The sequence below is a fragment of the Neisseria sp. HMSC074B07 genome (assembly GCF_001810355.1).
Lineage (GTDB): Bacteria > Pseudomonadota > Gammaproteobacteria > Burkholderiales > Neisseriaceae > Neisseria.
Genome location: NZ_KV800937.1, coordinates 1 through 13,876, shown reverse-complemented (window position 1 = coordinate 13,876; position 13,876 = coordinate 1). Strand labels below are relative to the sequence as shown.

12 protein-coding genes and 2 pseudogenes are annotated in these 13,876 nt (G+C 56.3%); 9 read left to right on the top strand and 5 right to left on the bottom strand.

Annotated features, from left to right (window positions below; genetic code table 11):
• Positions 1–77: 77 nt before the first annotated feature.
• The gene (locus HMPREF2726_RS06645; RefSeq protein WP_070602725.1) at positions 78–1,583 is read right to left on the bottom strand and encodes a SulP family inorganic anion transporter; all 1,506 of its coding nucleotides are present in this window, start codon (positions 1,581–1,583) and stop codon (positions 78–80) included.
• 118 nt (positions 1,584–1,701) lie between these two features.
• Positions 1,702–2,376 (bottom strand): carbonic anhydrase, encoded by a 675-nt coding sequence (locus tag HMPREF2726_RS06640; RefSeq protein WP_003768295.1) that lies wholly within the window; start codon positions 2,374–2,376, stop codon positions 1,702–1,704.
• Between the two features lie 381 nt (positions 2,377–2,757).
• Between HMPREF2726_RS06640 and HMPREF2726_RS06635 the strand changes: the two genes are divergently transcribed.
• From HMPREF2726_RS06635 to HMPREF2726_RS06615, 5 genes and pseudogenes are all read left to right on the top strand, one after another.
• The gene (locus HMPREF2726_RS06635) at positions 2,758–3,999 is read left to right on the top strand and encodes an aromatic amino acid transporter (protein WP_070602723.1); all 1,242 of its coding nucleotides are present in this window, start codon (positions 2,758–2,760) and stop codon (positions 3,997–3,999) included.
• A 104-nt stretch (positions 4,000–4,103) separates the two neighbouring features.
• Entirely contained in the window at positions 4,104–4,568 is a 465-nt protein-coding gene (locus HMPREF2726_RS06630) for a DUF7832 domain-containing protein (RefSeq protein WP_049223250.1), read from the top strand.
• A complete protein-coding gene (gene gmhB / locus HMPREF2726_RS06625) occupies positions 4,565–5,143 on the top strand; it encodes a D-glycero-beta-D-manno-heptose 1,7-bisphosphate 7-phosphatase (protein ID WP_070602721.1) in 579 nt (192 codons plus the stop codon). The genes HMPREF2726_RS06630 and gmhB overlap by 4 nt, the downstream gene beginning before the upstream one ends.
• Before the next feature lie 83 nt (positions 5,144–5,226).
• Positions 5,227–5,961: pseudogene (locus HMPREF2726_RS06620) on the top strand (lysophospholipid acyltransferase family protein).
• 33 nt (positions 5,962–5,994) lie between these two features.
• Positions 5,995–6,690 (top strand): M48 family metallopeptidase, encoded by a 696-nt coding sequence (locus tag HMPREF2726_RS06615; protein ID WP_070602718.1) that lies wholly within the window; start codon positions 5,995–5,997, stop codon positions 6,688–6,690.
• 153 nt (positions 6,691–6,843) lie between these two features.
• On the opposite strand, the pseudogene HMPREF2726_RS14410 reads toward HMPREF2726_RS06615, so the two are convergent.
• Positions 6,844–6,966: pseudogene (locus HMPREF2726_RS14410) on the bottom strand (IS5/IS1182 family transposase); the annotation flags it as partial.
• A 181-nt stretch (positions 6,967–7,147) separates the two neighbouring features.
• On the opposite strand from HMPREF2726_RS14410, the gene HMPREF2726_RS06610 reads away from it, so the two are divergent.
• A complete protein-coding gene (locus tag HMPREF2726_RS06610) occupies positions 7,148–8,548 on the top strand; it encodes an L-serine ammonia-lyase (protein WP_070602716.1) in 1,401 nt (466 codons plus the stop codon).
• A gap of 339 nt (positions 8,549–8,887) precedes the next feature.
• On the opposite strand, the gene HMPREF2726_RS06605 is transcribed toward HMPREF2726_RS06610, so the two are convergent.
• Positions 8,888–9,319 (bottom strand): EamA family transporter, encoded by a 432-nt coding sequence (locus HMPREF2726_RS06605; RefSeq protein WP_003761693.1) that lies wholly within the window; start codon positions 9,317–9,319, stop codon positions 8,888–8,890.
• Between the two features lie 195 nt (positions 9,320–9,514).
• On the opposite strand from HMPREF2726_RS06605, the gene HMPREF2726_RS06600 reads away from it, so the two are divergent.
• The 3 genes from HMPREF2726_RS06600 (at position 9,515) to HMPREF2726_RS06590 (ending at position 13,280) form a co-directional block, all read left to right on the top strand.
• Positions 9,515–11,191, top strand: coding sequence for a formate--tetrahydrofolate ligase (locus HMPREF2726_RS06600; RefSeq protein WP_070602715.1), 1,677 nt, complete (start codon positions 9,515–9,517; stop codon positions 11,189–11,191).
• Positions 11,192–11,632: 441 nt separating this feature from the next.
• Positions 11,633–12,190 carry an oligoribonuclease gene (gene orn / locus HMPREF2726_RS06595; protein ID WP_070602713.1) on the top strand — a complete coding sequence of 186 codons (558 nt, stop codon included), beginning with the start codon at positions 11,633–11,635 and terminating at the stop codon, positions 12,188–12,190.
• Positions 12,191–12,230: 40 nt separating this feature from the next.
• Positions 12,231–13,280, top strand: a complete 1,050-nt coding sequence (locus HMPREF2726_RS06590; protein ID WP_070602711.1) for a metallophosphoesterase — start codon at positions 12,231–12,233, stop codon at positions 13,278–13,280.
• Positions 13,281–13,441: 161 nt separating this feature from the next.
• On the opposite strand, the gene HMPREF2726_RS06585 is transcribed toward HMPREF2726_RS06590, so the two are convergent.
• Positions 13,442–13,657, bottom strand: coding sequence for a glycine zipper 2TM domain-containing protein (locus HMPREF2726_RS06585; RefSeq protein WP_003761681.1), 216 nt, complete (start codon positions 13,655–13,657; stop codon positions 13,442–13,444).
• Positions 13,658–13,876: the final 219 nt, after the last annotated feature.

Sequence of the window (13,876 nt, the reverse complement as noted above, 5' to 3'; positions counted from 1 at the left end):
GGGATGTCCAACTTTTGGGGTGCAGTTCAGTTTTTTCAGACGGCCTCTTTCTTTTCCTACTCATTCCAACCCGACTTCTAAATACTCGCGCTGTGCCCTACCCGCACATGGCTGTGGTGGTCGCGGCCTTCGTGGTCGTAGTCGGATTTGAAGCCTTTGAGCACGACGTCTATGTCGTTTTCTTTGGCGAAGACGTTGGCGAAGTCTTCAATCAGTTCCAATACGTCGCCGGCGATGTAGGACGAGCGTTCGGCGTTGATGGTTACTTTGGAACCCGGGCGGATGTTTTTCAGGGTTTTCTTGATGGCGGCTTTGTTCAGGAACGAGACTTCTTCCGCCAGTTCCAAACTGATTTCGTCGGCTTCGGCGAGTTCTTCGCGGCTGAGGTAGTAGGCGCGTTTCATGTTGCCTTGAAGGATGAAAATGATGCTGATGGCGAGCCCGATGCCGACGCCTTTGAGCAGGTCGAGCGCGACGACGGCGGCGAGGGTGGCGGCGAAGGGGATGAACTGGTACAGCCCTTTATACCAGAAATGCAGGAGGGTGGCGGGTTTCGCCAGTTTGTAGCCCACCAGCAGCAAAACAGCGGCGAGGGTGGACAGGGGGATCATGTTGAGGATAAAGGGAATCGCCAAAACGCACACCAGCAACAGGACGCCGTGGATAACGGCAGACAGTTTGTGCGTCGCGCCTGCATTGGCGTTGGCGGACGAGCGCACGACGACGGAGGTGATGGGCAGGCCGCCGATGAGCGAGCTGACGATGTTGCCTGCGCCCTGCGCGCGCAATTCGCGGTTGGTGTCGGTGATGCGGCGATGGGTGTCGAGGCGGTCGGCGGCTTCGATGCAGAGCAGGGTTTCAATCGAGGCGACGATGGCGATGGTGATGCCTGTCATCCAGACGTAGCTGTTGCCGAAACCTGAAAAGTTGGGCAGCGTGAGCATAGCTGCGGCTTCGCGCCATGTATCGGGAACGGGCAGTTGGACGAGTTGTCCGGCGGGAATGGCAAGGCTGCTACCGCTTGCAACGAACCATTGGTTCATCAGTATCCCCGCGCCCACGGCAACCAGCGCGGCGGGCAGGGCTTTGATGTTTTTCAGCGCGGGAATTTTGTCCCATACGATTAGGATCGCCATCGACACGCCCGCTACCAAAAGGGAGCCAGCATGAATGTCGGCGAACAGGGCGGCGGGGTCGGCGAGGCTGCCGCTGCTGCCCAAGGCAAACGGAATCTGTTTCATGATGATAATCACGCCGATGCCCGCCAACATGCCTTCGATAACGGACACGGGGATGTATTCGGCAAGGCTGCCGGCGCGGATGAAGCCGAGCAAAAGCTGGATGGCACCGGCGATTAAGCCCGCGCACAGAAACAGCTCGAACGAACCGAGTTCGGTAATCGCGGCAAGGATAATCGCCGCCAAGCCTGCGGCAGGGCCGGAAACGCTGATATGCGAGGTGCTGAGTGAACCGATGACGATGCCGAGGCACAACGGCAGGGCGACGAGGAAGACGACCAGTCCGGAAGCGAAATTGGACTTAAACAGGCTGCCCAAAGGTTGTTTTTTCTGATGGGGTTTCATGGTGAGGGGTACTCCTGATGTGTGTATGTTTTTGTATTTGAGAGGATTGGGGCAAATCAAGGTCGTCTGAAAAATCAGGACGCTTGTTCAAACTGCTTTTCAGACGACCTCCAAGCCATCAACCCGCTTTCTTGCGCGCGTTGACCACCCATTCGGAATCGGTAAGGTCGTAGATTTTCTGGATGTCGGCGAGGATGTTTTTGAAGTCGATGTTCAAATCGATGAGGCGGCCAGTGCGCAGGTCGAAGACCCAGCCGTGCACGATCGGATAGCCGTCGAGCAAGTAGCGTTCCTGAACACACGCCATTTTGATGACGTTGAGGCACTGCTCCTGCACGTTCAATTCAACCAGGCGGTCGTAGCGCAGGTGTTCGTCTTCGATTGCGTCCAGTTCTTCCTGATGCAGGCGGTACACGTCGCGGATGTTGCTCAACCACGGATTCATCGTGCCAAAATCTTCGGGCAGCATCGCCGCTTTGATGCCGCCGCAGTTGTAGTGGCCGCAGATGATGATGTGTTTGACTTTCAGATGCGAGACGGCGTATTCGATGGCAGAGGCGGCATTCATGTCCAAACCGTGAACAAGGTTGGCGACGTTGCGGTGTACAAACACGTCGCCCGGCTCAAACCCCATCAGCTCTTCCGCCGCAACGCGGCTGTCGGAGCAGCCGATGTAGAGGTATTCGGGATTTTGTCCGTCGGCGAGGTCTTTGAAGTAATCGGGGCATTGCTGCCTCTTCGTTTCCTGCCATTTGCGGTTGTTTTCAAAAATGACTTCGTATGATTGGCTCATGCGGCTTCCTTTCTGCTTGATGTGTCGTCTGTTTTTTTTGTTACCGCGCCCTGTTGCGGATGCCGCCTCTGTAAGGGTTGCGCATTCTAGGAAGGCAAAATTAGAGAAAAATTAGCCATAAAATGCCGTATAAATATGTAAATTCGGCATTTTCAAGCAAAAGGTCGTCTGAAAACCCTTTTTCACCCCAACCAAATAAAAAAGGAGAAACCGCCGTTTCTCCCTATCTTTCAAAAAATTAAACCGCTCTCATCCACACGCCGCCTCCCCGTCCGAAAATCCTCCTGCTGTCTGCCATTTCCCCGCAATTTTCAGACGACCTCCTTACCAATCCTTACACTTTACGGCATAATGGCGGACTGTTTTTCCGAGGAGAATTCCATGTCCGTCAAAACCCCGTCGCTTTTCGGCGGCGCCATGATTATCGCCGGTACGGTTATCGGCGCAGGCATGCTTGCCAACCCGACCGCCACCTCCGGCGTCTGGTTTACAGGCTCGCTGATTGTGTTGCTTTACACTTGGTTTTCCATGCTCTCCAGCGGCCTGATGATCCTTGAAGTCAACACCCACTATCCGCACGGCGCCAGCTTCGACACCATGGTCAAAGACCTGCTCGGACCGACTTGGAACGCCATCAACGGCATTGCCGTCGCCTTCGTTTTATATTTACTTACCTACGCCTACATCTTCGTCGGCGGCGACTTGACCGCCAAAGGGCTGGGCAGCGCGGTAGGCAGCGACGTTTCGCTCACCGTCGGACAGCTTGTCTTCTTCGGCATCCTCGCCTTTTGCGTGTGGGCGTCGGCACGGCTGGTCGATCGCTTCACCAGCGTCCTCATCGGCGGCATGGTGCTGACCTTCATTTGGGCGACCGGCGGGCTGATTGCCGATGCCAAACTGCCCGTCCTCTTCGACACCCAAGCCCCCGCAGGCACGAGCTACTGGATTTACATCTCCGCCGCCCTGCCCGTCTGCCTCGCCTCCTTCGGCTTCCACGGCAACGTCTCCAGCCTGCTCAAATACTTTAAAGGCGATGCGCGCAAAGTCGCCAAATCCATTTGGGCAGGTACGCTGGTCGCGCTCGTGATTTACGTCCTGTGGCAAGTCGCCATCCAAGGCAACCTGCCGCGCAACGAATTCGCCCCCGTCATCGCCGCCGAAGGGCAAGTCTCCGTCCTCATCGAAACCCTGTCCAAGTTCGCCCAAACCGGCAGCATGGACAAAGTGTTGACCCTCTTCTCCTACATGGCGATTGCCACTTCCTTCCTCGGCGTAACGCTCGGCCTCTTTGACTACATCGCCGACATCTTCAAATGGAACGACAGCGTGTCCGGCCGCACCAAAACCGCCGCCCTCACCTTCCTGCCGCCCCTGATTTTCTGTCTGTTGTATCCAACAGGCTTCGTTACCGCCATCGGCTACGTCGGTCTGGCGGCAACCATTTGGACCGGCATCATCCCCGCCATGCTGCTCTACCGTTCGCGCCAAAAATTCGGCGCAGGCAAAAACTACAAGATTTACGGCGGATTCGGACTGATGGTTTGGGTTTTCCTCTTCGGCGTCATCAACATCGCCGCGCAGGTATTGAGCCAGCTCGAACTCGTCCCCGTGTTCAAAGGCTGACAAGCAAATCGACACCCCGGAGGTCGTCTGAAAACAGATTTCAGACGACCTCTCCCGTTTTCCGTTACAATAAACACCCTCCGAATCACAGCACACGACCGTCCATGTACGACAACATCCGCTTCCACCTAGACGAAGAATATCCCGAAGGCCTGCCGTCCGAAAACGCCGCCACGCATATCGGCATGTACTGGATATGGGCGGCGCAGGCAGGGCTGGCGAATCCCGTTTGGCAAACCGCCCCCGAAAGCGCGGAAGATTTCGCCAATATGCTCAAAGGCAGAACCAGCGGCCGCCGCTTCCTGCTCAAACACATGGACGGCGCGCTCACGCCCGACGACTTCACCGAACAAGGGCAGAAATTCACCTCCTATTACTACGACAATGAAGAAGACGGCTACGGCGCATTTTTAGAAGACTACGTCCGCACCCTCGACACCCCGTCGCTCGGCGGCTTCTACCACGTCCCCAACACCCCCGAAATCTACAAACGCCTCAAACCCGTCTTTCAGGCAGCGTTTGAGCAATGGAAAAACCATTTGGAATCCCCTGTCGGAGAGCAACCGTGAAACTCATCATCCTCGACCGCGACGGCGTCATCAACCAAGACCGCGACGACTTCGTCAAATCCGCCGACGAATGGATACCCATCGAAGGCAGCATGGACGCCATCGCCTTCCTGACGCAGGCAGGCTACAACATCGCCGTCGCCACCAACCAATCCGGCATTGGCCGCAAATACTTTACCGTACAAGACCTGACCGAAATGCACGCCAAAATGCACCGCCTCGTCCGTCAGGCGGGCGGCGAAATCGACGGCATCTGGTTTTGCCCGCACACCGCCGCCGACAACTGCGACTGCCGCAAACCCAAGCCCGGCATGATTTACGACATCCTCGAACGCTTCAAAGCCGACCCCGCCGAAACCTGGCTGGTCGGCGACAGCCTGCGCGACCTGCAAGCCATGCACGAAGCCGGCGGCAAAACCGCGCTCGTCATGACCGGCAAAGGCAAGAAAACCCTGTCGCAACAGGAAAAAGAATTACCCGAAAACACCCAAATCTTCGAAAGCCTGCTCGCCTTCTCCCAATACATCATGCACGAAGCCGCACAAGACCATGCAGACGGACAGGCAAACCCGTAAATACACGAGGTCGTCTGAAACCCTGTTTCGCCCCATTTCAAGCCCAAACAAGATTTCAGACGACCCATCCGACAGGTAGAAACATGCTCCTCATCCGCAACCTGACCTACTGGTTCATCCTCAGCACCAGCCTGATTTTACTTTTCCCCTTCATGCTCCTCGCCCTGCCCGTCCAAGGCGGCGCGCACAAAATGGCGCAAATTTGGGTACGCATCCTCAACTGGTCGCTCAAACACATCATCGGACTCAAATACCGCCTCATCGGTGCCGAAAACATCCCCGACCGCCCCTCCATCATCTGCGCCAAACACCAAAGCGGCTAGGAAACCCTCGCCCTGCAAGAAATCTTCCCGCCGCAGGTTTACGTCGCCAAACGCGAATTGTTCAAAATCCCCTTCTTCGGCTGGGGACTGAAACTCGTCAAAACCATAGGCATAGACCGCAGCAACAGCCGCGAAGCCAGCAAACAACTGATGGAACAAGGCATGGCGCGCAAAAACGAAGGCTACTGGATCACCATCTTCCCAGAAGGCACACGCCTGCCGCCCGGCGAAAAAGGCCGCTACAAACTCGGCGGCGCGCGCATGGCGAAAATGTTTGAAATGGACATCGTCCCCGTCTCCCTCAACAGCGGCGAATTTTGGCCGAAAAACGCCTTCCTCAAACACCCCGGCACCATCACCGTCGTCATCAACCCCATCATCCCCCACAGCAGCGGCACAGAAGCCGAATTGATGGCGGAATGCGAAAAACGGATTGAAACGCAACAACCCCTGATTGAAGGAAAAGGACCGTTTGCCGTCGCAAAGGTCGTCTGAAAACGCAGATTCGCCCCGACACCGACCCAATCCATGTCCCGACACTACGCCCACACCCTTTCAGACGGCCAGTCCATCCGAATCCGGCTCAAACGCAGCGCCAAGAAAAACCTCATCCTGCGCCCCGTATCCCGCGACACCGTCAGCATCAACGTTCCCCCGTTTGTCAGCCATCGCACCCTCGCCCAATGGCTGACCGACAACGAACCGCTCTTGCGCCGCACCCTCGCCCAAGCCCCGACCGCCGCCGCATCCGCCGACACCCTCCCCGAATGGATTTGGTATCAAGGCGTTCAGACGACCCTATCCGTCCACAGCGGCAGCCACATCCAAATCAGGCCGTCTGAAATCCTGCTGCCCGACAAAGAACCCGCCGCCCAACTGACCCACCTGCGCCGCTTCCTGCACGAACGCGCCCGCGAATACCTGCTGCCGCGCCTCGAACACCACGCCCGCACCACCGCCCTCATTCCCGCCGCGACCGCCCTCTCCAACGCCAAAACCTTCTGGGGCGTCTGCCGCCACACCACCGGCATCCGCCTCAACTGGAGGCTCATCGGCGCACCCGATTACGTCGCAGACTACATCTGCATCCACGAACTCTGCCACCTGCCCCACCCCGACCACAGCCCACAGTTTTGGGCAACCGTCAACCGCCTCACCCCGCACACCCAAGCCGCCGAAACATGGCTGAAAGCCCACGGGCGCGAATTGTTTGCATTAGGCTAAAGAGTTCGACACGCCGATACATCAAGGTCGTCTGAAACCCCGTTTCGCCCGTTTCAAGCCCAAACAAGATTTCAGACGACCCAATTCATTATTGCTACGCGCGGCAAATCATGCCAATCCGTCACCAACCATCCGCCCCACTATCCGCCCGCCCTGCAAAACAGGATATAGTGGCTTAACTTTAAACCAGTACGGCATTGCCTTGCCTTGCCTTGCTGTACTGTCTGTACTGTGCGGCTTCGTCGCCTTGTCCTGATTTAAATTTAATCCACTATAATGCCGTATACTTTTGCGACGGCAGCCCGCGCATCATCCGTCCGACAAAAAAGGCTAAAATACGCAGACTTTCAGACGCGTGAAAACAAGCCTTAACCCACGCGACACATCAAACCACCCGACAAACAGACAATATCCGTATTCCGTCACACAAACAGCCAACATTGAGGGAAAACACATCATGATCAGTATTTTCGACATTTTCAAAATCGGCATCGGCCCTTCCAGCTCCCACACCGTCGGCCCCATGAAAGCCGCCGCCGCCTTTTCAGACGACCTCAAACAATCGGGGCTGGACGCGCAAACCGAACGCATCGTCATCGACATTTACGGCTCGCTGGCGCTGACAGGACGCGGACACGGCACATTCGACGCCCTCCTGCTCGGCTTGGAAGGCAGCCTGCCGCACGACATCCCCCTCGCCGACATCCCCGACCGTCTCGAACGCATCCGCACGCAACACATCCTCCGCCTCAACGGACGCGAAATCAGCTTCAACCCCGACAGCGACCTGAACATACGCGGCGACCAAGTGTTGCCCAAACACCCGAACGGACTGAATTTCACCGCCTACGGCAAAGACGGCGGCAAACTCAAAGAACAAATTTACTACTCCGTCGGCGGCGGCTTTATCGTTACCGATCAAGAGTTTGACAAACAAGCCGAGCAAACGCGCCAAGTCCCCTACCCTTACACCAGCTGCGCCGAACTGCTCGCCCAATGCCGCATGAACCAGCTCGACATCTCCGAAGCCGTGTTGGCAAACGAAGCCGCGCTTGCCGGTTGCAGCGACGCCGAAATCCGCCGCCGCGTCGCCGGCGTTGCCGACGTTATGGAAGGCTGCATCAAACGCGGACTGGCGGCAGACGGCGAACTGCCCGGCGGCTTGAACGTCCGCCGCCGCGCCCCGCAACTCGCCGCCAAACTCAAAGCCCTGCGCGAAACCGAAATCGTCAACACCCAGCTTTGGCCGATGGTTTACGCCATGGCAGTCAACGAAGAAAACGCCGCAGGCGGACGCGTCGTTACCGCCCCGACCAACGGCGCAGCCGGCATCATCCCCGCCGTCCTGCACTACTTCCGCAAGTTCAACCCGCACGCCACGCAAGAGCGCGTCGAAAACTTCCTGCTCACCGCAGGCGCCATCGGCATCCTCTACAAAACCAACGCCTCCATCTCCGGCGCAGACGTCGGCTGCCAAGGCGAAGTCGGCGTCGCCTGTTCCATGGCGGCGGGCGCATACGCCGAAGTCATCGGCGGCACGCCCAAACAAGTGGAAAACGCCGCCGAAATGGCGATGGAACACCATCTGGGCCTGACCTGCGACCCCGTTGGCGGATTGGTGCAAATCCCCTGCATCGAACGCAACGGCATCGCCGCCGAAAAAGCCCTCAAACTCGGCACCCTCGCCCTGCTGGAAGACGGCACGGACAAAAAAGTCTCGCTCGACGAAGTCATCCAAACCATGTTGCAAACCGGGCGCGACATGAAGTCCACCTACAAAGAAACCTCGCTTGCCGGACTCGCCATCACCCTCCAGAAAAAAGCCGTTCCCGTATCCGTCCGCGTTGTGGAATGTTGAAAACGGAGCAGACAAAAAGGTCGTCTGAACATTTTGTTTTTCAGACGACCTTTTTGATGGATTCGACTCCTCGCGTATGTATAGTGGATTAACTAAATCAGGACAAGGCGATGAAACCGCAAGACAGTACAGACAGTACAGAAACCGATTCACTTGGTGCTTCAGCACCTTAGAGAATGTCTCTTTGAGCCAAGGCGAGGCAACGCCGTACTGGTTTAAAGTTAAGCCACTATACACAAAACCATCGCCGCAAATGACGGTAAGCCTTCAGCCCTATTTGCGGCCAACATTTTCAGACGCCCCCTCAGCTTAAAAGGTCGTCTGAAAAATCATTTCGCCTTACCGTTTCAAAGCCAGCGTCAACACCCCCGCCGTAACCAGTCCCAAGCCTATCCATTCCTGCGTGCTGGGGCGTTCGTCCAGAAAAACCACCGCCATCAGCGCGACCAAAACCAGGCTGAATTTATCGACGGGGGCGACTTGCGAGGCGTTGCCCAGTTGCAGGGCTTTGAAGTAGGCGAGCCAGGATGCGCCGGTGGCGAGGCCGGAGAGAATCAGGAATGTCCAGTTTCTTCCTGTGAACCCGTTCACGCCCTGCCATTTGCCGGTGTAGGTCAGGAACAAGACCAGCGCGGCGAGGATGACCAGCGTGCGGATGAAGGTGGCGAAATCCGAATCGATGCCCTGCAAACCCATTTTGGCGAAAATCGCCGTCAGCGAGGCGAAGCCTGCGGATGCCAATGCCCAGAAAAGCCATGCGTTGCTGCCCATGTTTGTCCGTTTCTCTTGTGGATTGTCAACAATATGAACCGCATTCTTGTTGAATTATCGAATTTTTCACTGCGATTCATTCTCAGATAACGCTATAATATGCCTAAAATTCTTTTGAATCCATCAGCGTTTGTCTTTCCGATGGGCTTTCAGACGACCCTCCTCTTTTTCTTCTCCATTCAGTAAAGGAAAATCATGAGCTTCAAAACCGATGCCGAAATCGCCCAATCTTCCACCATGCGTCCGATTGGCGAAATTGCCGCCAAGCTGGGTTTGAACGTTGACAATATCGAACCCTACGGCCATTACAAAGCCAAAATCAATCCTGCCGAAGCGTTCAAACTGCCGCAAAAACAAGGCCGTCTGATTTTGGTTACCGCCATCAACCCGACTCCGGCGGGCGAAGGCAAAACCACCGTGACCATCGGTTTGGCGGACGCGTTGCGCCATATCGGCAAAGATTCTGTTATCGCCCTGCGCGAACCTTCTTTGGGGCCTGTGTTCGGTGTCAAAGGCGGCGCGGCGGGCGGCGGCTATGCCCAAGTTTTGCCGATGGAAGACATCAATCTGCACTTTACCGGCGACTTCCACGCCATCGGCGCGGCGAACAACCTCTTGGCCGCCATGCTCGACAACCATATCTACCAAGGCAACGAGTTGAACATCGACCCCAAACGCGTGCTGTGGCGGCGCGTGGTCGATATGAACGACCGCCAGTTGCGCAACATCATCGACGGCATGGGCAAACCCGTTGACGGCGTGATGCGTCCCGACGGCTTCGACATCACCGTCGCCTCCGAAGTCATGGCGGTATTCTGCCTTGCCAAAGACATCAGCGATTTGAAAGAGCGTTTGGGCAACATCCTCGTCGCCTACGCCAAAGACGGCAGCCCCGTTTACGCCAAAGATTTGAAAGCCCACGGCGCGATGGCGGCATTGCTCAAAGACGCCATCAAGCCTAACTTGGTGCAAACCATCGAAGGCACGCCCGCCTTCGTACACGGCGGCCCCTTCGCCAACATCGCCCACGGCTGCAACTCCGTTACCGCCACCCGACTGGCAAAACACCTTGCCGATTACGCCGTAACCGAAGCAGGCTTCGGCGCGGATTTGGGTGCGGAAAAATTCTGCGACATCAAATGCCGCCTTGCCGGTTTGAAACCCGACGCAGCCGTCGTCGTCGCCACCGTCCGCGCCTTGAAATACAACGGCGGCGTAGAACGCGCCAACCTCGGCGAGGAAAACCTCGAAGCCTTGGCAAAAGGTCTGCCCAACCTGCTGAAACACATTTCCAACCTGAAAAACGTATTCGGCCTGCCCGTCGTCGTCGCCATCAACCGCTTCGTGTCCGACTCCGATGCCGAGTTGGCAATGATTGAAAAAGCCTGCGCCGAACACGGCGTCGAAGTTTCCCTGACCGAAGTGTGGGGCAAAGGCGGCGCGGGCGGCGCGGATTTGGCGCGCAAAGTCGTCAACGCCATCGACAACCAACCCAATGAATTCCGCTTTGCCTACGATGTCGAGTTGAGCATCAAAGACAAAATCCGCGCCATCGCCCAAAAAGTGTACGGCGCGGAAGACGTCGATTTCAGCGCGGAAGCCGCCGCCGAAATCGCCTCGCTGGAAAAACTGGACTTGGACAAAATGCCCGTCTGCATGGCGAAAACCCAATATTCCCTCAGCGACAACGCCAAACTCTTGGGCTGCCCCGAAGGCTTCCGCATCACCGTGCGCGGCATCACCGTTTCCGCCGGCGCAGGCTTCATCGTTGCCCTGTGCGGCAACATGATGAAAATGCCCGGCCTGCCTAAAGTCCCCGCCGCCGAGAAAATCGACGTGGACGCAGACGGCGTGATCCACGGCTTGTTCTGATTTGAATCGGCAGTGAAGTAAAACGGCAAAGAGGTCGTCTGAAAACGGGTTTCAGACGACCTTTTATTATTTGAAACGGTTTAAACTCAACCGTGCCAACCCGTAGCGTGGGCTTCGCCCGCGAATCCTCCCCTGATGAAAATAGTCGTCTGAAACAATAGAACAAACCCGCCGCATTCGTTTTCAGACGACTATACTATAGTGGCTTAACTAAATCAGGACAAGGCGATGAAACCGCAAGACAGTACAGACAGTACAGAAACCGATTCACTTGGTGCTTCAGCACCTTAGAGAATGTCTCTTTGAGCCAAGGCGAGGCAACGCCGTACTGGTTTAAAGTTAATCCACTATATTTACGCGACCGCTTTGCCTTATCCTGATTTGAAGTTAATCCACTATAATACCGCCCATTGTTTTTAAACCGACGAAAGGTCGTCTGAAATGACTCAAAACGCAAGCAACCTCTGCTGGCTCGATATGGAAATGACCGGGCTTGACCCCGAACGCGAACGCATCATCGAAGTCGCCATGATTATCACCGACTCCGATTTGAACGTCTTGGCGCAGTCCGAAGTTTATGTCGTCCACCAAAGTGACGAACTGCTCGACGGCATGGACGCCTGGAACACCGCCACCCACGGTCGAACGGGGCTGACGCAGCGCGTGCGCGAATCGCGGCTGTCCGAAGCCGAAGTTGAGCAGAAACTGCTCGACTTTATCGCGCAATGGATTCCCGAAAAAGCCACGCCGATGTGCGGCAATTCCATCCATCAAGACCGCCGCTTCATGGTCAAATACATGCCGCGCCTTGAGGCATATTTCCACTACCGCAATCTGGACGTATCCACCCTGAAAGAACTCGCCAAGCGTTGGAATCCGCCCGTTGCCAAAGGCGTGGTGAAACGCGGTTCGCATCAGGCTTTGGACGATATTCTCGAAAGCATCGAGGAAATGCGTTACTACCGTGAAAACTTCTTGAAACTGCCCGAGGTCGTCTAAAAACACCGTCGGCACACTTTTCAGACGACCTCCGACCATCATGTCCTATCAATACCGCCAATCACTGCCCGACACGCCGCTGGACATCGTCGGCGACGTTCACGGCGAATTTGCCGCCTTTCAATCGCTGCTGCACCGGCTCGGCTACCGCGACGACGGTTTCCATCCGCGCGGGCGGCGGCTGGTGTTCGTCGGCGATTTGTGCGACCGCGGCCCCGACAGCCCCGCGATGCTGGCGTGGTTCAAACAGGCTTACGAACACGGATGGGCATGGATGGTTTTGGGCAACCACGAATTGAACATCCTTGCCGACGACCCGAAAGACGGCTCGGGCTGGTTTTTCGATGTCCGCGCCGAAAAAGACGCCCATTACGCGCCGTGGCATTGCGTGGAAGAAAAAGAGAAAACCGAATTGCGCGCATGGCTGGCCGAACAGCCGCTGCTGCTGGAGCGCGAAGACCTGCGCATCGTCCACGCCGCCTGGCTGCCGCCGCAAATCGAACGCCTCGAAGAAGCAAAAGGCGAAAGCCTGACCGCACAATACCGCCGCTTCGATGCCGAGTTGAAACACCGCCTTCAGACGGCCTCTTGGTATCCCGACTACCTCTACGAACAGGCGCATTACGCCCCGCAGGCGGAAAATCCCGACCATGCGCCGCCGCCCATGCCTGCTACCGCGCGATACGAACTCGAACGCAGCCGCCTGCATCCGATACGCGCCCTCACCAGCGGCGTGGAGCGTTTGGCGGACAAGCCGTTTTACGCCGGCGGACGCTGGCGCGGTACGACCCGTTGCGCGTGGTGGGACGACTACTGTGACGATACGCCCGTCGTTATCGGCCATTATTGGCGCAGTTGGCAGCCGTCTCCCGCCGCCGTTGCCGCCGAACGGCTGTTGCTGCCGCCGCAGCCGGATGTCTGGCACGGGGCGCGGCGCAACGTGTTCTGCGTCGATTTCTCGATTGGCGCAAGCTGGCGGGCAAGGAAATTCCCGCAAAAATACCGTCCCGAACAGTTCAGGCTGGCGGCATTGCGCTGGCCGGAGAAGGTGTTGGTGTTTGAAAACGGCGAATGCGCGGCGACGCGTTAGCCTGACAACAAACGGGCATACTCGCCCAACCCACAGAAAAGCAATCCATAATTTTGAACTCTCCCCAACCTTGCGCAAACATTTTTCTGATTCAATCACGCCCAATAAAAAAAGCCGGTCGAACCCATTTAAGGCCCGACCGGCTTTTATCGTTTTAAAAATTAACGATGTCTGTGGACTTGGCTGCCGATGACGCCGCCTAATGCAGCGCCGCCCAAAGTAGAGCCGGTATCGCCACCGATCAAGTTACCCGCTACACCGCCCAATACCGCGCCAGTAGCAGTATTGCGTTGTGTTTGGGTCATGCCCGCACATGCACTCAGAGAAGTAGCAATGGCGATCAAGGTCAAAGTTTTAGTCAAGAAAGACTTGCTCATGGTGTGTTCTCCGTTGTGGGTTAACTCAGTGACGAAAGTATGTCACACCAAGTCATTAATATTTATTCCAATAAGTAAAGTCATTTTAAACTAGGATAACTTAACAGGCGGACAGTTAGAAAAAACCATAATCCGATAAATCAGACAAATTAAATAAAAGGTCGTCTGAAACTGTCTGTTTTTACCTGAACTGGCCCCCAAATCTTGGACACTCATAAA

Coding starts and splice junctions, on each gene's coding strand:
- HMPREF2726_RS06645 (WP_070602725.1), bottom strand. CDS start 1,583: ATGAAACCCCATCAGAAAAAACAACCTTTGGGCAGCCTGTTTAAGTCC.
- HMPREF2726_RS06640 (WP_003768295.1), bottom strand. CDS start 2,376: ATGAGCCAATCATACGAAGTCATTTTTGAAAACAACCGCAAATGGCAG.
- HMPREF2726_RS06635 (WP_070602723.1), top strand. CDS start 2,758: ATGTCCGTCAAAACCCCGTCGCTTTTCGGCGGCGCCATGATTATCGCC.
- HMPREF2726_RS06630 (WP_049223250.1), top strand. CDS start 4,104: ATGTACGACAACATCCGCTTCCACCTAGACGAAGAATATCCCGAAGGC.
- HMPREF2726_RS06615 (WP_070602718.1), top strand. CDS start 5,995: ATGTCCCGACACTACGCCCACACCCTTTCAGACGGCCAGTCCATCCGA.
- HMPREF2726_RS06610 (WP_070602716.1), top strand. CDS start 7,148: ATGATCAGTATTTTCGACATTTTCAAAATCGGCATCGGCCCTTCCAGC.
- HMPREF2726_RS06605 (WP_003761693.1), bottom strand. CDS start 9,319: ATGGGCAGCAACGCATGGCTTTTCTGGGCATTGGCATCCGCAGGCTTC.
- HMPREF2726_RS06600 (WP_070602715.1), top strand. CDS start 9,515: ATGAGCTTCAAAACCGATGCCGAAATCGCCCAATCTTCCACCATGCGT.
- orn (WP_070602713.1), top strand. CDS start 11,633: ATGACTCAAAACGCAAGCAACCTCTGCTGGCTCGATATGGAAATGACC.
- HMPREF2726_RS06590 (WP_070602711.1), top strand. CDS start 12,231: ATGTCCTATCAATACCGCCAATCACTGCCCGACACGCCGCTGGACATC.
- HMPREF2726_RS06585 (WP_003761681.1), bottom strand. CDS start 13,657: ATGAGCAAGTCTTTCTTGACTAAAACTTTGACCTTGATCGCCATTGCT.